The organism is Aggregatibacter sp. HK296, from assembly GCF_980469475.1.
In genome coordinates this window covers 1,822,381-1,840,838 of sequence record NZ_OZ413142.1, presented here as the reverse complement: position 1 = coordinate 1,840,838, position 18,458 = coordinate 1,822,381, and the positions used below count along the sequence as shown (strand labels likewise).

Below are 18,458 nucleotides of genomic sequence, written 5' to 3'. Positions count from 1 at the left end.
GTGATGAAACCCATTCTTTATTATGCCGAGCAATGTCCCGATACAGCCCCGTTTGTGGCGGAATTAAAACGCCTTGGTGTGGAATATGAGAAAGTGGAAGTTTTATCTTCTATTCCTAATTTGAAACAATGGTTGCGTTTACGTGATCGTCATCCTGCATTTGATGAGGTGAAAGCACAAGGTTATGCCGGCTTCCCTGCGTTATTGTTGGACGATGATCGCGTTATCTTGGATCAAACCCAATTAAAAACCGTTTTTGCTTGATATGAGCACCATGCTTAAACTCGCTAAATTTTGATAAACCTCGTTCAATTTTATTAAATCCATTTTATGAAAAAGATACATTCTCAACCTAAATTCATTGCGCTGTTTGTGGCGTTAAACGTAACCCCAGCGGCCTTTGCTGGACATGTCTATTCCGGCGTGGATTATCAATATTTCCGTGATTTTGCCGAGAATAAAGGCAAATTTACCCCCGGTGCACAAAATATTGCGGTGGTGAATAAAAAAGGCGAGTCTGTCGGCACCATGATGCAAAATGCGCCGATGATGGATTTTTCGGTGGTTAGCCGTAATGGTGTGGCAGCGCTGGTGGGTGATCAATATATCGTTAGCGTGGCACATAATGTGGGTTATAGCGGTGTTGACTTTGGCATGGAGGGTAATAACCCCGATCAGCACCGATTTGGTTATAACATCGTTAAACGAAATAATTATAAAAACGACCCTACTCACCCTTACATGACGGATTATCATAATCCTCGATTAGCTAAATTCGTTACAGAAGCAGCGCCGATAGAAATGGTGCCAAAGATGCAGGGCAGCACCTATAGCGATTTAGAAAAGTATCCGATGCGAGTGCGAATTGGTAGCGGTCGGCAATTTGTGCGTGATGATCAGGACAATTATCACGAGATTTCAGGCGCATATAACTACAGAACCGCAGGTAATACTTTCATGCAAGGCTGGGCGAACAATGGTGAGGTCAGTTTAAGTGGTGATGTGCGTCATCCGAACCAATATGGCGTATTGCCAATTTCCGGCTCTTTGGGTGACAGCGGTTCCCCGATGTTCATTTATGATAAAACCGCAGGGAAATGGCTGATAAACGGCGTATTGCGTAGTGGGCATCCTTTTCAAGGCAAAGAAAATACCTACCAAATTGCACGTAAGAATTATTTGGATGAAATCATTGCAAGAGATTTGGTCACGGTATTTGAAGCTACAGCAGCCTCTTATGACTGGGCAACAGACGGCAATGGCAGTGGCACCTTAACCAAAGGTAGCCGTGCTGTCACGACCACACCACTGGCCAATTACAGCCTGCCTTCTTCCGGTAGAGATGAATTTTTTGGATATGGCGGACCAAACCCTTATATGCCGGCACAGCATCACGGTAAGAACATTTACTTTGGAAATATGCAAAGTGGCACGATAACCCTGAAAAATAATATCGATCAGGGCGCCGGTGGGTTGACCTTTGAAGGGGATTTTGTGGTGCAGCCTACCACTGATGAAACCTGGAAAGGTGCTGGCGTTTCAGTGGGGGAAGGCAGTACGGTTACATGGAAAGTCAAAAATCCGGCAGGCGATCGTTTGTCTAAAATTGGGCAAGGCACGTTATTGGTTAATGGCAAAGGCGAAAATCTTGGTGATATCAGCGTGGGGGATGGTGTTGTCGTTTTAAATCAACAAGCGGATGAACAAGGCAAAAAACAAGCCTTTAATCAACTAGGTATTGTGAGCGGCCGCCCAACGGTGAAATTAGAAAGTGACGACCAAGTCAATCCAAACAATATTTATTTCGGTTTCCGCGGTGGTCGTTTAGATCTCAACGGTCATTCGCTTACCTTTAATCGCATTCAAAATACCGATGAAGGCGCACAAATTGTCAACCACAACAAAGACACGGCAGCCACTGTCACGCTTCTTGGTAATGCACAAATCAATAATGAAAAGAACATTAATCAATCCAAAGCCACCGCATTTAACGGTTGGTTTGGTGAAACCAATGCGGCATTTCACAATGGTCGATTAAATGTGGCTTATCAACCTACGAACGCCGACAGCGTCTTTTTATTGTCAGGCGGAAGCAATTTAAAAGGCAATATTACACAAGAAAACGGCACGTTAGTTTTTAGCGGTCGTCCAACGCCTCATGCTTACAACCACTTGAATAGACCTGCGCTCATTGGACGACCTCAAGGCGAAGTGGTGATGGACGATGACTGGCTAAGCCGTACCTTTAAAGCGGAAAAATACATTATTAACGGTGGAAGTGCGGTCGTTTCTCGAAACGTTTCTGCGATAAACGGCGATTGGCAATTAAGCAACAACGCCAATGCTACATTAGGTGTGACCGACAAACAGGCGAATTTCATTTGTGCGCGTTCTGACTGGACGGGGCTGACGAAATGCGCCAACCAAACTTTATCCGATAAAGTCTTTGCGAGCATTGAACGCAGCAAAATCAATGGTAATTTTGTCCTGAGCGACAGTGCGAAATTATCGGTTGTAGGACTTGCAGATGTTATGGGGAATGTGGTGTTAAACGGGCAAAGTCAATATCATTTGGCACATAAAGCCACCCAAACCGGTGCCCTTTCACTTAATAACCAAGCCTCAGCAACGGTTGAAAATGCGACTTTGACGGGCGATGCAACGCTTTCTGATCAGGCAAAATTAAACTTCATTAACGCTCGTTTTAATCATCAAATTCAGGGAAGTAAAGAGACGTTGGTTTCTTTATCAGACAATGCAAACTGGATGTTACCGAACAGCACAACAATAGGTAATTTAAGCCTCAATAACGGGCAAGTGACCCTTGGTGCGGATATTGCATCTCAAGCGAATGATCAAATATTTAAGAAACTTACGGTGTTAGGTGATTTAAACGGAAAGGGAACGTTTAGTTACCCTACTCATTTGCAAGAAAATAAAGGCGCACATGTGACAGTGAATGGCTTGGCAACAGGTGATTTTGTGTTAAACGTACGCAATACCGGGGTAGAGCCTCAAACCTTGCAACAGCTCAGTTTATTGACTCTGACAAATGCTGCTCAAACCGATAACGTTAAGGTTTCTTTGGTAAATGGCAAAGTCGATGCGGGGACATATCGCTACGAGCTGAAAAATGATAATCACGATTACCGTTTATACAATCCGAAAAAAGAACTGGAGTTGGAAGAACAGGCTCGTTTAGAGGAAGAGAAGCGCAAAGCGGAAGAAGCACGAATCGCCGAAGAGAAACGTAAAGCAGAAGAAAAACGACTTGCTGAGGAGAGACGCAAGGCAGAAGAAGCGGCAAAAACCGCTGAAGAGAAACGTAAGCTAGAGGAAGCGCTTCGAATCGCGGAAGAAAAGCGTAAAGCGGAAGAAGCTCGAATTGCGGAAAATAAACGTAAAGCAGAGGAAGCTGCACGAATCGAGGCAGAAAAACGTAAAGCCGAACAAAAACGCAAAGCAGATGGGCAAACGCAAAAAGAGATGATCAGCCGTTATTCAAATAGCGCCTTATCCGAGTTGTCTGCAAGTGTGAATGGCGCCTTGCTCATTATTGATGAATTAAATAAACATCTTGTTGGAGAGAGCCAATCACATGTGTGGGCAAATACGGTTCGTTCTTCTCGTCGTTATGAGGCAGATGAATTCCGTGGCTACAAGCAAAACACTTATTTAACTCAGCTCGGCGCACAACATATTGATGACAATTATCGCGTCGGTTTATTGTTCTCTCATGCCCGTGCGAAGAATAGCTTTGATGACAATATCGGTGGGAAAAATCGCCTGACCATGTTGTCTGCTTTTGGCAAATATGATTTTGCTAACGGCTTGAATGTCTTTGCCGATATGAGCTATGGTTCAAGTGCGGGTGAAATTCGCGGTGAATTGCAAGATGCGGATATTCAACGCCATATTGTCGCTCTAGGCGCAGGGGTGGGATACCAAATCAATTTAGGCAAACTTGCTGTTAAACCGAATATGAGTCTTCATCGCTACCACATTTCCGGCAAAAATTACCAATACGAGCAATCAGAAATTCATGTGCCGGCGGCGAATTTTAATGTTTACCAAGCGGGCGTGACGGTGGATTATTCGTTTATGCCATGGCAAGGCGTAACCCTTCGTCCATCGCTTAGCGTAAATTATGTGGATGCTTCTGATTCCAAACTCACCGTGCAGTTAAATCAGGCGCCATTGATGCAACGTTTTGATCGTTATTGGCAGCAAGAAATTGGCTTAAGTGCTGATTTCAGCGGTTGGCAGGTTGGCGGTTATGCTGCTCAATCTCGCGGCAAACAGTTGGATAAACAACATCAGTTTGGTTTGAAAGTAGGGTATCGCTGGTAAATCAATCGAACCCGACAGAAATAAGCACGAAAGATGATAGCATTGTGCGGTTATCGAGTTATTCTTATTTAGAAAGGTAAAAAAGATGAAAAAAACACCTCAAATTCTGACCGCACTTTTGCTTGGTTCTGCCTTTGCGGGCGGTGTATTTGCCGAGGAACATCGCACAAATACACCGAGTGTAGAGTATGAACTTGAGAAAGTCTTAATTTTCAGCCGTCATGGATTACGCTCGCCGGTGGAAAAAGATCCGCAAGAAATGGCAAAATATTCTCCGTATGCGTGGGCGAAATGGGATGTGCCATCCGGTCATCTCACGGCAAAAGGTACCGTGCTAGAAACCTATTTCGGGCAATATTTAGGGCAATGGCTTGCGGATAAAGGGTTATTAACAACAGAACGTTGTGCATCGGGCGAAGGCATTTTCGCTTATGCGAATGGTGTGCAACGCACAATTGCAACAGGTCAGGCGATTGTTTCTGGCGCATTTGCAGGCTGTAATGTTCAACTGCAACATTACGGTAAAATTGGTTCAGAAAAAGATCTGATTTTTAATACACAGGCGCATAATCCAAGTAAAACCTTGATTGAATCTGCAAAAAATAATGTTGATTTAACCGCTTTACAGCAAAAATTAGCGCCAAATTATGCGTTATTAAGTGAAATCATCGATTATAAAAATTCACCAAACTGTTTGCAAAAAGGCGAGTGTGATTTAGGTGGGAAAGTCGGTGAATACAGTATTAAAGACGGAAAGTCGGTCAAAATTACGGGTTCTATTAGCACCGGGAAGAAAATTGTCAGTGCATTATTGCTTGCGCATTATGTGGGTAAGCCTGATTCAGAAATCGCAAACGGCCGCGTGGATAGCCAAGAAAAATGGCGTGCAATTAATGAAATTAAAAACGAATATTACCGCACTTTATTTAAAAACAACGAAGCGTTGGCACAAAATGTCTCATATCCGTTGTTAGCATTTATCCAGCAACAGCTAAATAGTAAAAATAAAATTAGTTTGTTGGTTGGACATGATTCTAATATCGTCGCTCTGCTTGCTGCACTAGACGTTGAGCCTTATGAGTTGGATGATTCATTGGAAAATATCCCAATCGGTGGCAAGTTGCTATTTGAAGTGTGGAAGCACAAACCCAGTGGCAAGCTCAAATTTAAGTTGGATTATGTGTATCAAAGCACTGAACAGCTGATTAACATCACGCCATTAAGTTTAGCGACACCACCAAACCAAACAGCATTAACCCTTAAAGGCTGTGAAAAAGATGAAAAGGGCTTTTGTGATTATGAGCGGTTTCAACAGGTGTTGAGTGAAGGGATTGAGAACGGCAAGAAGTAGCTTTCATGCAACCCTATGAAAAATACTTAAAAGAGAATTCGCAGAAATTGCGAGTGGATCAAACGGATGCGGAAAGAAAGCTATGGCAACGCATCAATCGAGATCAATTATTAGGTTTTCGATTTAATCGACAAAAGCTACTTTTAAGTTATATCGTTGATTTTTATTGTGCAAAAGCAAAGTTGATTATCGAATTGGACGGTAGTCAGCACTATGAACCTGATTATCAGGAAAAAGATGCATTGCGAGATGCGCAATTAAATTCACTTGGTTTTACGGTGATGAGATTTAGCAATGATGAAGTCATGTATGAAATTGAAGCGGTAGTCGAGCAAATTTATTTGTTTTTGGCAGAAGTGAAAACGAAGAAAATAATCAAATAGTACATGAATTTCTTAATTTACATACGCTATAAGAGATAACGGAAAATATAATGAAGCAACATACTTATCAAACTACCGTAGAATGGGTTGGAAATTCAGGGAGAGGCACTTCTTCTTATACCGCGTATGAGCGGGATTTTATTGCTTCGGCACCGAATAAACCTAATATTTTAGGTTCTGCTGATCCTGCTTTTCGTGGTGATAAAACACGTTGGAACCCAGAAGATATGTTATTAGCCTCCATTTCTGCCTGTCATAAATTATGGTATTTACATTTTTGTGCCGTTAATAACATTATTGTGCAAGAATACCGTGATGAAGCAATAGCAATTATGGATGAAGGCAGTTCTGAACAAGCAGGACGTTTTATTTCAGCAACATTAAAACCTCGTGTAAGAATTTCAAGTGAGTCGGATGCTGTTAAGGCATTGGCATTACATGAAAATGCGCATCACGCGTGTTTTATTGCAAATTCACTTAATTTTCCAGTGAAATGTGAAGCTATTATTGAAAAAGATTAAATTAAAATAAAATGGTGCCAAGGTGCACCTTACCAGAGAAAACAAAATGACAACCCAAAACTTCCTAGTAGAAATCGGCACAGAAGAGCTGCCACCAAAAGCTCTCAAAACATTAGCAATTTCTTTTGCGGATAACGTTGAGGCGGAATTAAACCAAGCAGGTTTAACCTTCGACAAAATCGAATGGTTTGCGGCGCCGCGTCGTTTGGCGGTGAAAGTGTTGAACTTAGCCACACAACAGCCAAGCAAAGAAATCGAAAAACGCGGGCCGGCAGTGTCTGCAGCCTTTGATGCAGAAGGCAAACCAACTAAAGCGGCAGAAGGCTGGGCGCGTGGTTGCGGCATTACTGTAGAGCAAGCAGAACGTATTGCGACCGATAAAGGTGAATGGCTTGTTCATCGTGCAAAAATTGAAGGTCAGCCGACTAAAAACTTGCTTAACGGCATTGTGGCAAATGCGTTGGCGAAATTGCCAATTCCAAAGCCAATGCGTTGGGCAGACAAAACTGTGCAATTTATTCGTCCCGTTCATACGGTGACCATGCTGTTAGGCGATGAGTTAATTGAAGGCGAAATTTTAGGTGTGGCAAGTGCGCGCACCATTCGTGGACACCGTTTCTTAGGCGAGAAAGAATTTGAAATTCAACATGCTGACCAGTATCCGCAATTATTGCGTGAAAAAGGGGCTGTGGTGGCAGATTTCAATGAGCGTAAAGCAGAAATTTTGGCAAAATCGCAAGCAAAAGCGACCGCACTTGGCGGCGTAGCGGACATTGAAGAAACCTTGCTTGAAGAAGTGACTTCGTTGGTGGAATATCCAAACGTTTTAGCGGCTAAATTTGAAGAACGTTTCTTAGCCGTGCCTGCGGAAGCCTTGGTTTACACTATGAAAGGCGACCAAAAATATTTCCCAATTTATGATAAAGACGGCAAATTATTACCGCACTTTATTTTTGTCTCTAACATTAACCCTGAAGATCCAACCGCGATTATCGAAGGGAACGAAAAAGTGGTTCGTCCACGTCTAACCGATGCGGAATTCTTCTTCAAAACTGACTTAAAACAAAAACTGGTTGATCGTTTACCACGCTTAGAAACCGTGTTATTCCAACAACAACTGGGCACATTAAAAGATAAAACTGATCGTATCGAACAACTTGCAGGCGAAATTGCAAAACAAATTGGTGCAGACGAAGCGAAAGCAAAACGTGCCGGCTTACTGTCAAAATGTGACTTGATGACCAACATGGTGTTTGAATTCACCGATACGCAAGGCGTGATGGGGATGCACTATGCCCGTCATGACGGTGAAGATGAAGAGGTCGCAGTGGCGTTAAATGAACAGTATATGCCACGCTTTGCGGGAGATGAGTTACCGAAATCCTTAGTGGCAAGTGCGGTTGCTTTGGCGGATAAATTTGACACTTTGACGGGTATCTTTGGTATCGGACAAGCGCCTAAAGGCAGCGCAGACCCATTTGCATTACGTCGTGCAGCATTAGGTGCATTGCGTATTATCGTTGAGAAAAACTTACCACTGGATTTAGAAGATTTAGTGAAAAAATCAGCCGCACTTTTCGGTGATAAACTCACGAATCAAAACGTGGTTTCCGATGTGGTGGACTTCATGCTCGGTCGTTTCCGTGCGTGGTATCAAGATGAAGGCATTGCGGTGGATGTGATTCAAGCGGTATTGGCGCGTCGCCCAACTCGTCCGGCAGACTTTGATGCACGCGTGCGTGCAGTTTCACATTTCCGTACCCTTGATTCTGCGGAAGCTTTAGCGGCCGCCAATAAACGTGTAGCAAATATTTTGGCGAAAGCAGAAGGCGACATCGGAGCAATTGATGTGGCATTATGCGTTGAGCCGGCAGAACAAGTGCTTGCCCAAAGCGTGTTAACTTTGGCAAAAGAGGTTCAGCCGTTAATCGCACAAGGCGAATACACGGCAGTATTGGATAAACTCGCCGGCTTGCGTCAACCGGTGGATAACTTCTTTGACAATGTGATGGTGAATGCGGAAGACGCGAAATTGCGTCAAAACCGTCTAGCTATTTTGAACACGTTGCAAGGTTTATTCTTGCAAGTGGCGGATATTTCGTTGTTGCAATAAAAGATAAAAGTGCGGTCATAAAATCATGTGTTTTTTCCACCGCACTTTCCGTATAAAAAAAGCCGAATAGGATTATTCGGCTTTTTCTTTAGATCTTCTATCAAGAAATTATTTATTCTTTCCTTCCAAATACAACCACTCTGCCACTTGTTTGGCGAAGTAAGTCAAAATGCCGTCAGCGCCGGCACGTTTGAAGCAAAGTAAAGATTCCATGATACATTCTTTTTCTTTCAACCAGCCGTTTTGAATAGCCGCCATGTGCATAGCGTATTCACCGGAAACTTGGTAGGCAAAGGTTGGTACGCCGAATTGTTGTTTTACGCGATAGACTAAGTCTAAATATGGCATACCCGGTTTCACCATCACCATATCGGCGCCTTCTTCCAAGTCTAATGCCACTTCTTGTAAGCCTTCGTTGCTGTTGGCCGGATCTAATTGATAGGTCTTTTTATCACCGCCTTTTAAGTTGCCGGAAGAGCCCACAGCGTCACGGAACGGGCCGTAATAGTTGGAGGCATATTTAGCGGAGTAAGCCATGATGAGGGTGTTAATAAAGCCTTTTTCTTCCAAGGCGTTGCGGATTCTGCCGATGCGACCGTCCATCATGTCGCTTGGCGCCACCACGTCTGCGCCGGCTTCCGCGTGGGAAAGGGCTTGTTTGATTAATACATCGGTGGTGATGTCGTTCAGCACATAGCCTTCTTCATCGATAATGCCGTCTTGTCCGTGTAGGGTGTAAGGGTCAAGCGCCACATCGGTTAACACGCCAAGTTCCGGGTAGGCAGATTTCAGTGCTTTCACTGCGCGTTGTACTAAGCCGTTTGGATTATAGGCTTCTTCCGCCATTAAGGATTTTTTCGCCTGTTCTACCACGGGAAACAGTGCAATCACCGGCACGCCGTATTTCACCAATAAACCCGCTTCAATTAACAGTTGGTCGATGGTTAAGCGTTCTACGTTTGGCATGGAAGGCACAGCTTCACGATGATTTTCGCCTTCAATGATAAATACGGGATAAATCAGATCATCAACAGTCAGTTTATGTTCCGCCATCAAGCGGCGACTAAAATCCTGTTTACGCATACGGCGTAAACGGCGGGTTGGAAAACCGGTAAAAATTTGTTGTGTCATATTATCTCCCGAATTCAATTAGTGATTAGATGTGTTGTTTTCTTCTTGAGCGGTTTCATTTTCTTCACGCGGACGGTAGAAACGGGAGAAAAGAATACCCACTTCAAATAACAAACACATCGGAATGGCAAGCAGAGTTTGTGAGAATACATCCGGCGGAGTTAAAAGCATACCGATAAAGAACGCACCCACAATAATGTAAGGGCGTTTGGCTTTTAAATCTTCCGGCGTGGTGACTCCTGTCCAGCACAGCAAAATGATAGCAACAGGCACTTCAAAACAAATGCCGAAAGCCAGGAATAGAGTAAGAACAAAATCTAAGTAGCTACTGATGTCCGTGGCGATCGAGACGCCTTCCGGTGCTGTTTTTGTTAAAAAGCTAAACACTAATGGAAAGACGACATAGTAAGCAAAGGCTACGCCTAGATAAAACAACAGCGTGCTAGAAAATAGCAGTGGATAAATGAGGCGTTTTTCATGCTGATATAATGCCGGTGCCACAAAAGCCCAAATTTGGTATAGCAAAAATGGCACGGAAATAAAAATAGCGACAACCCCGGTCAGTTTAATCGGCGTGAAAAACGGTGTGGCGATGTTGGTGGCAATCATGCTGGAACCGTTTGGCAAGTTTGCGGTTAACGGTGCCGCCACAAAGTTATAAATTTCATTGGAGAAGTAAACGAGCGCAACAAATATCACCGCAACAAAAATAATGCTGCGTAATAAGCGATTGCGTAGTTCTACTAAGTGAGTGATAAGGGGTTGAGTATCATCAACGCTGGTCATAAGTTATCCTGATGTGAGGCTGCCCCGCAAAGCACGGTTAACTTTTGTCTGAGGCTTTGTCTGACGTGTCCGATTCCGTGTGAGCTGGTAGCGGGTTGTCCGGATCATATTGATTGATGTAGTAGGCGAGTTTCTCGTCTAATTCAATTTCTTCTTGCTCTGCCTGTTCTGCCGGAGAAAGTACGGTTATATTTTCCGCTGTTTCTTCTTTTGGTGTTTCTAAAGCGACAGTTTCCAATGCGGGCGTTTCTGTTTGTAGCGATTCAGTGAGATTTTCTACCGCACTTTTATCTGTCTGCACCTGCTTCAATTCATTGATTTGATCTTGAAGCGTTGTGTTGGTCTCATTGGCTTTTTGTTCTAGCTCAGAGCGTAGCTTGTCAGCGGAAGCTTTAAGTTCTTCCACGGTTTTGCCTAATTCCGGCGACAACGCCTTGAGGTTTAAACTTTCCGCTTTTTTGATGCTGTCTTGTAATTCCTGCAATTTCAGCTCTTGTTTTAGTTCATTTTGGACGTTCGCCGCCAGGCCGCGAATTGTGCGCACCCAACCCATTACGGTACGAATCGCCACTGGTAAACGTTGTGGGCCTAGTACTACTAAGCCCACAATGCAAACTAATACAATCTCGGAAAAACCAATATCAAACACGGATTATGCCTGTTCTTTTTCTTTGTTTTTTTCTTGTTCCGGTTGTGCACTTTGTTTTTGTTCCACTTTGTCGAAACTTGCATCAGCCGGTTTGGCTTCTTCGTTCATGGCTTTTTTGAAGCCTTTTACAGATTCACCTAAATCAGTACCTAAAGTACGTAATTTTTTCGTACCGAACAGTAACACGATAATTAAGACTAAAATCGCTAATTGCCAAATGCTAATACCGCCCATAAAAACCTCGTCATTCTATAAAAGTAATAAATAAAAAACGTGCGAAACTATACCCGTTTTACGCAGTTTGAACAATAGCTAGGCAGGATTATTTTTGTATTTCTTGATTTAGTTCATATTGGGTTAATGCCTTGTTGGATAAGGCTTAACGTAATAATTATCAGCATGGATTTATTGTAAAAAACAAATGGAAAAAGCACCGCACTTAACCGAGCAGACTTTTGCCTGTGGTAATTGGAATAAAAGAAAAAGGCGCACATTTAAAATGTACGCCTTAGATGAGATAGGTTTGCGGTTAAGCTTGCGAACCTGCTTTTAATTTCTCAATCGTTTCTTTATTGAAGAAATAATGCGTGCCACAGCATTCGCATTGCATATCGATGGTGCCTTGGTGTTCAGCAAGAATATGGTCAATTTCTTCTTCCGAAATTAATAACAAGGCAGCGCCTGAACGTTCTTGCGAACAGCCACAGTGGAAGGACACCGATTGCGGTGCGAAGAGTTCAACGGTTTCTTCGTGGTATAAGCGGTACAACAATTCTTCTGCGCTTAAGCCAAAAATCTCGTCGTCTTTAATGGTGGCGGTTAAGGTGGCTAAATGCTCGAAATCGTTCGGTGAGCCTGAACCATCCGGGACGATTTGCAATAACACACCGGCGGCGACCGGTTTGCCGTCATATTCACCACTGCGGATAATCAGTTGTGTTTGGAGTTGTTCGGAACGGACGAAATAGTCTTCCAAACATTCGCTGATGGTGGGCTTGTCCAGTGGCACGATACCTTGATAACGTTCGCCTTCTTTTGGCGCAATGGTGATCACCAACACGCCTTTACCAATCATTTGGTGCAGGGTCATGCCGTTATCAATATCGCCTTGCAAACGGGCAAGCGCACGGATTTGTTGCTGATCGTTGCCGTTGACTAATGCCAGTTTTAATGGGCCGTCGCCTTGAATTTGCACGGTGATATCACCGTTAAATTTTAAGGTGGCGGTCAGCAAACTGGTGGCAACCATCATTTCGCCTAATAAATTGCGCACGGCTTGCGGGTAATGATGGGTGTTTAAGGTGTCGTTAAAGGTTTGATTTAATCGCACCCATTCGCCGCGCACCGCACGGTCTTTGAATAGGTAGCGATAAAGTTGGTCGTTGTCTTGGGTATAAGTTGTCATCTTTTTATTCCTAATTGAATGTTGTTCGCCAAATATAAGGGCGTTTCCCTCGATTACAAGGCGGCGCTTATGCTTGGTTTTGATGTTTGAATTTAAGTAAATCGCGACGTTCTTTTTTGTCTGGGCGGCGATCAGGGTGCGGCATGGACAGCGCGTTCATTTTGCGTGCCATGGCAAGTTTTTCTCGATTGGCAATGCTTTGTTCCGTTTCTCGGTAAAGCAGCTGTGCTTCCGGTGCGCCTCTCCGTTGGGTGGAAAGCGCCAACACAACGATTTCTTTTTCGTCACTGCCTTGGCGTATTTTTAGGGTGGCACCCACTTCTACGATTTTATTCGGTTTGCTACGTTGCCCGTTGTAATGGACTTTGCCTCCGTCAATCATTTCTTTGGCGAGTGTGCGGGTTTTGTAAAAACGCGCTGCCCACAGCCATTTGTCCAAACGCACTGCTTCTTTTTCTTCTTCCATTTGAGAATGTTTTGCCATGTTGCCGCGTCCTTACAGTAAAGTGCGGTAGTTTTTGACGGAGAAATGACGCTCAAAGGATTTGTCCGCCAATGTACTGTCTGGATTTTCCACGCCGATGGTGTAGGCGATGCCAAATTTTTTAGCGCTATCTAACACCGGCTCTGTGTCGTCAATAAAAAGGGTTCGGCTCGGATCGAATGGCGTGAATTGTTGCAAGCGTTGCCACAGGGATTGCTCTACTTTTGGCGCATTAAACTGATGGCTAGAAAGCAACAGATCAAAGTGCTGTGCTAAATCGCAGTGTTTTAATTTTTCTGCCAAACTGAACGGGTGGCTGTCGGTGAGCAAAATCAATTTCTTACGGCGTTCGCGGGCAGCCTGTAAAAACGGATAAACATCTGACCGCACTTTAATGTAGTTATGCTGTTTTTGTAGTAAGTCGCGTAATGGCAAATCCAAATTTTTCGCCCAAAAATCAATGCAATACCACTGCATGCTGAATTCCACCTGTTGATAACGACGATGGATCAGTTCGCGACTTTGTTCCACAGAAAGCTTGAATTTGTTGGCATATGCCTGCGGCACCACCTTTTTCCAGAAGCGGTGATCGAAATACAGATCGATTAGCGTGCCGTCTAAATCCAGAATCACGGTGTCGATTGCTTGCCAGTCAAATTTTTGTTGCGCCATCCCTGTTGTGGTCCCTTTTCTTTGTAAAAATAGTGGGGTATGGTATCGCTATTTCAGTGGTTTGTAAAACAAGGGAAGAAGAGAACAATGTTACAAAAACCAACCATTCTCAATATAAAAACTGTAGCAAAATCAACAATATTTGAAATTCAATCGGTGGATTTGAAATTCGCCAACGGAACGCACCGCACTTATGAACGTTTTCGCCCCGGCAAGTACGCTTCGGTGATGGTGGTGGCGATTGATGGCGACGATATGTTGTTAGTGCGTGAATATGCCATGGGAACAGAGCGCTATGAGTTGGGATTTGTGAAGGGCAGAATGGATGCAGGCGAAACGCCGGAACAAAGCGCCAATCGCGAGTTGCAAGAAGAAATTGGTTTAGGCGCAACATCTTGGGTGCATTTACGCACGATTAATTCATCCGTTGGCTTCATGAATAATCCTATGCACATTTTATTGGCGCAGAATTTTTATCCGAGCAAACTGGAAGGCGACGAGCCGGAACCGTTGCAAGTGGTACGCGTGCCGTTGGCAAACATTAACGAGTTATTGCATGATCCTGAATTCAATGAAGCGAAAAATCTGACCGCACTTTATTTACTTCGGGATTATTTACAACGGAAAGCCTGTTAACCCATAAATTGGTGGTTGTATTTATCGGTATTTCCCCGGAGAAATGCCGTAATAGGATTTAAACACTTTAGTAAAGTGGGTGTCTGATTGGTAGCCCACTTCCGAGGCAATCACGCTAATCGGTTTTTGTGTGTTTTTTAGTAACATTCCTGCCATATTCATTCGCATTATAGTGAGAAATTTACCGGGTAAAATGCCCGTTTTTTGTTTAAATGCACGAATAAAATTGGCGCGCGACATGGCGCAACTTTCTGCTAAGCTCTCCATGCTCCAGCTTTCCTTGGGATTGGCTATGATGGCATTCACGGCATTTCTTAAACGCTTGTCCTGTAATGCGCCGAAGATGCCTTGATTGACCTGATGGTGTTGAAGGTAATCTCTGATTAAATAAGTGAAAAGAATGTTGCATAACGCATTGACGACAACTTCATTGCCGAGGTTATCCTCTGTTTCTTTGCGTAGCAATTTCAGTAAGGCCATGATGGAATCGTTATTTCCGGCAAGGTGCCACTGCGGTAGATTAAACAGTAAACTTTGCGCAACGTTTAAATAACGGAAATAACCGCAAAACATTTCAAAATCAGCAGATTCGCTTGAACTATTGCGATGTAATGTAAAAACACCTTGTGTAGTTTTGGTAATTTGTGTTTCTGTGTCGGTGCCGTGATAAATAACGTGCTCTTCTCCGTAGGGCAGAAAAATGACATCGCCCGGTTTGAGCCTGCAGGTTTGGTCTTTCAGTCGAATTTGGCATTCCCCTCGTGACACAATATGAAATCTGCCAATTAAATTCGGTTCCTGTTTATGATGGATTAGCCAGTCACCTTGAAAACGACAGAGGATATTGATTTCTCCCTCAATGCCTGACTGTCGGACAAGCTGATCTAAATAGTCCATGTTCTACTTTTCTCCTGATTAACAAATGAAGAAGCCTATCACAGAGTGATAAGCTTCGTATCGGTGTTTCAATTAGACGGATGCTTTATATTTTAAGTAGCGATTCGCACATTCGGCAGCGGCAACTAATCCCCCGGCCATCATAATAATATCTTTAATAACCAAACGTCCCGCACCGGATAAATATGGAAAGCCGTAATTTGGTGTAGGCAAATCGCCCCCTAAATTAGGCACCCACGTTTCCGGCGTGAAGATGAGGAACGACAGGGTGACAATGGACATACCGAACGTCAGCAAACCGCCGAGTAGCCCGAAAGTCGGAGACCAGATTCCGGCTAACGTTAATAAGCCGATGGTCACAATGATTGCACCGATAATATAAGATGCGGTGTAAGTCCCGTTAGCTTTGTGCCATTCAATATTTTTCGCCACCATTTTACCTTCGGGATTTTTATAAAGGGTATATTCTTTTACTAATTCGCCTTTATCGTTTTGCACTAAATTCGGCCCGTTTTTATAGAGGAAACTTAAAAATGGACTGTTTGAGACAAAATGGGCAATACCATCTGCTTCATATTGACATACTTTTAGCCCGCCAATCCATACCATAACGATACAAATGGCGATTCGTATAAAGTTAATAAATTGGCGTTGCATCGGGGCAACAATTTTCGCGAGTAATTCAATTAATGCATTCATTTTTTAGCCTCATAGAACTTCATCATTCAATGGATGATACAAAATGTAGTGGTTATTTACCTAAATGGAATAGGCTCGGCGAACTATATAGGATATGAAGAATAAATAACTTGATGAGATTCGCTATTTTTTATAATTGAGACTAAATCAGATGGATTTAAGATTATAGCGATGTTGAGTGGAGGGCTGTTTTACTATTGAATAGGTTATAGGATTATAAATAGTTTAAAAATATGGCTGATATTTAAATAAAATTCAATTTAAGCAAAATAAATTGAATGAAACTTGATTATTCGCTGCTTTTTTGTCAAGGTGGCAACGTTTTTTTATTTAAAAGATAGGTAATGTGTTATGCAATCTACAAACTTAAAAGAGTTGACCTTCCGAGGCATGTTCCTTGGGGCGTTGATTACGGTGTTGTTTACCGCATCTAACGTTTATTTGGGTCTAAAAGTGGGGATGACATTTGCGTCGTCGATTCCGGCGGCAGTTATTTCCATGGCGGTACTGAAATTCTTTAAAGATTCCAGTATCTTGGAAAACAACATGGTGCAAACTCAAGCATCTTCTGCGGGGACGCTTTCTTCAGTGATTTTCGTGTTGCCGGGCTTGTTGATGATGGGCTACTGGCAAGACTTTCCGTTCTGGCAAACCATGTTGATTTGTGCTGCGGGTGGTACATTGGGCGTGTTGTTCACGATTCCATTACGTCGCGCGATGGTGGTAAATAGCGATTTACCTTATCCGGAAGGCGTTGCAGCGGCAGAAATTTTAAAAGCCGGCAATAATTCTGATGCAGACAGCGGCGTGAAAGATATTGCTTATGGTGGTATTTTTGCCAGCGTCGTGGCTTTCTTAACCAACGGTTTGCGTTTGATGGCAGATGGTGCCAGCGCGTGGTTTACCGGCCCGGGTGGCAAAGCTATCTTCCAACTGCCGATGGGCTTTTCTCTAGCCTTATTAGGCGCCGGTTACTTAATCGGTATCGTGGGCGGTATTGCGATATTGTTGGGTACCTTCTTAGCTTGGGGCTTAGCGGTACCGTTCTTTACCATGTCCGGTGATATGCCAACTGATGGAACTATCGTGAGTTATGCCATGAGCATGTGGAAAACGAAAGTACGTTTTATCGGTGTGGGAACAATCGGGATTGCGGCTATTTGGACGTTATTGATTCTGATGAAACCAATGGTGCAAGGTATGGTGCATTCTTTCCGTATGTTGAAAGGCACACAAGGTGCGTCTGAACATCGTATTGATATCGACCTTTCACCAAAAACCATGATTTACATTTTAATTGCCGCTGTGGCGTTAATCGTGGTTTCCTTACATCACTTTATCGCTGCCGCACCGATTTCTCCGGAATTGGCGTTATTGTTAGTGGTCGTTTGTACTTTCTTGGCAGTATTTATCGGTTTCTTCGTGGCGGCAGCCTCCGGTTACATGGCGGGGCTTGTGGGTTCTTCCTCTAGTCCAATTTCCGGTATCGGGATCATTTCCGTGATCGTGATTTCTTTAGTATTGTTTTCTATCGGCAATGCTTCCGGTTTATTTGAAACGGCGGATGGACAGAAATTCTTGACCGCACTTACCTTGTTTACCGCGTCTATCGTGTTAACAACAGCGACCATTTCTAACGATAACCTACAAGATTTAAAAACCGGTTTATTAGTCGAAGCGACGCCTTGGCGTCAACAGGTGGCGTTAATTATCGGTTGTTTCGTGGGTGCATTAGTGATTGCGCCGGTATTGGAAATCCTTTACCACGCTTACGGTTTCACCGGTGCGTTACCGCGTGCGGACATGGATCCTTCACAAGCCTTGTCTGCTCCACAAGCAACGTTAATGACCACCATTTCACAAGGGATTTTCTCTAATAAATTAGAGTGGACTTACATCTTAACCGGCGTGGGTCTAGGTGCGGTGTTAATTATTATTGACAGTTTCTTGAAAAAAATGAGTAACAAAGCCTTTGCGTTACCGGTATTGGCTGTGGGGATTGGTATCTACTTACCACCTTCTATTAATATGCCGGTTGTCACAGGGGCATTCTTGGCGTGGTTAATTAATCGCCACATCACCAAATATGCAGCGCGTAGCGGCGACAAGGACGTGAACAAACGAGCAGAACGTTTTGGTACCTTGTTCGCGGCAGGCTTGATTGTAGGTGAAAGCTTAATGGGCGTTGTATTAGCCTTTATTATTGCTGCCTCCGTTACCTCCGGTGGTTCTGAAGCGCCATTGGCCTTGAATTTGGAAAACTGGGGTACGATTGGTGAAGTACTTGGTTTAGCCGTATTTATCGCCGGTGTGACCATTTTCACCTTGCGTGTATTACGTGCAAAAAAATCTGCGTAAACGCTAAAATTCCTCTACAATAG

At 43.6% G+C, this 18,458-nt stretch carries 17 protein-coding genes; 8 read left to right on the top strand and 9 right to left on the bottom strand.

Annotated elements, in window-relative coordinates; translation table 11 throughout:
- The first annotated feature begins 3 nt into the window (after window positions 1-3).
- The 6 genes from AC30SH_RS08785 to glyS all read left to right on the top strand — a co-directional run bounded on the left by AC30SH_RS08785 (window position 4) and on the right by glyS (window position 8,718).
- Window positions 4-264: a hypothetical protein gene (locus AC30SH_RS08785; protein ID WP_048749786.1), complete on the top strand. Its 261-nt coding sequence runs from the start codon at window positions 4-6 to the stop codon at window positions 262-264.
- 66 nt (window positions 265-330) lie between these two features.
- A complete protein-coding gene (locus AC30SH_RS08780; protein WP_315028481.1) occupies window positions 331-4,350 on the top strand; it encodes a S6 family peptidase in 4,020 nt (1,339 codons plus the stop codon).
- Window positions 4,351-4,435: 85 nt separating this feature from the next.
- Window positions 4,436-5,701: a histidine-type phosphatase gene (locus AC30SH_RS08775; protein ID WP_489582385.1), complete on the top strand. Its 1,266-nt coding sequence runs from the start codon at window positions 4,436-4,438 to the stop codon at window positions 5,699-5,701.
- Between the two features lie 5 nt (window positions 5,702-5,706).
- The gene (locus AC30SH_RS08770) at window positions 5,707-6,084 is read left to right on the top strand and encodes an endonuclease domain-containing protein (RefSeq protein WP_489582384.1); all 378 of its coding nucleotides are present in this window, start codon (window positions 5,707-5,709) and stop codon (window positions 6,082-6,084) included.
- A gap of 50 nt (window positions 6,085-6,134) precedes the next feature.
- Complete coding sequence (locus AC30SH_RS08765; protein WP_021616983.1) at window positions 6,135-6,605, top strand: OsmC family protein; 471 nt, start codon at window positions 6,135-6,137, stop codon at window positions 6,603-6,605.
- Window positions 6,606-6,651: 46 nt separating this feature from the next.
- Window positions 6,652-8,718, top strand: a complete 2,067-nt coding sequence (glyS, locus tag AC30SH_RS08760) for a glycine--tRNA ligase subunit beta (protein WP_489582383.1) — start codon at window positions 6,652-6,654, stop codon at window positions 8,716-8,718.
- 108 nt (window positions 8,719-8,826) lie between these two features.
- Here the strand turns inward: glyS and hemB are convergent, their stop codons facing one another.
- The 7 genes from hemB to yrfG all read right to left on the bottom strand — a co-directional run bounded on the left by hemB (window position 8,827) and on the right by yrfG (window position 13,845).
- Entirely contained in the window at window positions 8,827-9,849 is a 1,023-nt protein-coding gene (gene hemB, locus AC30SH_RS08755) for a porphobilinogen synthase (protein WP_314886145.1), read from the bottom strand.
- A gap of 18 nt (window positions 9,850-9,867) precedes the next feature.
- The gene (gene tatC / locus AC30SH_RS08750; protein ID WP_308666500.1) at window positions 9,868-10,635 is read right to left on the bottom strand and encodes a twin-arginine translocase subunit TatC; all 768 of its coding nucleotides are present in this window, start codon (window positions 10,633-10,635) and stop codon (window positions 9,868-9,870) included.
- Between the two features lie 37 nt (window positions 10,636-10,672).
- Complete coding sequence (gene tatB / locus AC30SH_RS08745) at window positions 10,673-11,284, bottom strand: Sec-independent protein translocase protein TatB (protein ID WP_489582382.1); 612 nt, start codon at window positions 11,282-11,284, stop codon at window positions 10,673-10,675.
- 3 nt (window positions 11,285-11,287) lie between these two features.
- Window positions 11,288-11,518: a Sec-independent protein translocase subunit TatA gene (tatA, locus tag AC30SH_RS08740; RefSeq protein WP_005715595.1), complete on the bottom strand. Its 231-nt coding sequence runs from the start codon at window positions 11,516-11,518 to the stop codon at window positions 11,288-11,290.
- Window positions 11,519-11,813: 295 nt separating this feature from the next.
- Window positions 11,814-12,689 carry an Hsp33 family molecular chaperone HslO gene (gene hslO / locus AC30SH_RS08735; protein WP_489582381.1) on the bottom strand — a complete coding sequence of 292 codons (876 nt, stop codon included), beginning with the start codon at window positions 12,687-12,689 and terminating at the stop codon, window positions 11,814-11,816.
- A gap of 67 nt (window positions 12,690-12,756) precedes the next feature.
- Window positions 12,757-13,173 carry a ribosome-associated heat shock protein Hsp15 gene (gene hslR, locus AC30SH_RS08730; protein ID WP_048749768.1) on the bottom strand — a complete coding sequence of 139 codons (417 nt, stop codon included), beginning with the start codon at window positions 13,171-13,173 and terminating at the stop codon, window positions 12,757-12,759.
- Window positions 13,174-13,185: 12 nt separating this feature from the next.
- Window positions 13,186-13,845, bottom strand: coding sequence for a GMP/IMP nucleotidase (yrfG, locus tag AC30SH_RS08725; RefSeq protein ID WP_489582380.1), 660 nt, complete (start codon window positions 13,843-13,845; stop codon window positions 13,186-13,188).
- Between the two features lie 39 nt (window positions 13,846-13,884).
- Between yrfG and nudE the strand changes: the two genes are divergently transcribed.
- Window positions 13,885-14,481 carry an ADP compounds hydrolase NudE gene (gene nudE, locus AC30SH_RS08720; RefSeq protein WP_489582379.1) on the top strand — a complete coding sequence of 199 codons (597 nt, stop codon included), beginning with the start codon at window positions 13,885-13,887 and terminating at the stop codon, window positions 14,479-14,481.
- 21 nt (window positions 14,482-14,502) lie between these two features.
- On the opposite strand, the gene AC30SH_RS08715 is transcribed toward nudE, so the two are convergent.
- Window positions 14,503-15,378 carry a cupin domain-containing protein gene (locus AC30SH_RS08715; protein ID WP_489582378.1) on the bottom strand — a complete coding sequence of 292 codons (876 nt, stop codon included), beginning with the start codon at window positions 15,376-15,378 and terminating at the stop codon, window positions 14,503-14,505.
- 72 nt (window positions 15,379-15,450) lie between these two features.
- Window positions 15,451-16,077: a YkgB family protein gene (locus AC30SH_RS08710; protein ID WP_005715604.1), complete on the bottom strand. Its 627-nt coding sequence runs from the start codon at window positions 16,075-16,077 to the stop codon at window positions 15,451-15,453.
- A 351-nt stretch (window positions 16,078-16,428) separates the two neighbouring features.
- Between AC30SH_RS08710 and AC30SH_RS08705 the strand changes: the two genes are divergently transcribed.
- Window positions 16,429-18,435 carry an OPT family oligopeptide transporter gene (locus AC30SH_RS08705; RefSeq protein WP_489582377.1) on the top strand — a complete coding sequence of 669 codons (2,007 nt, stop codon included), beginning with the start codon at window positions 16,429-16,431 and terminating at the stop codon, window positions 18,433-18,435.
- Window positions 18,436-18,458 lie beyond the last annotated feature (23 nt).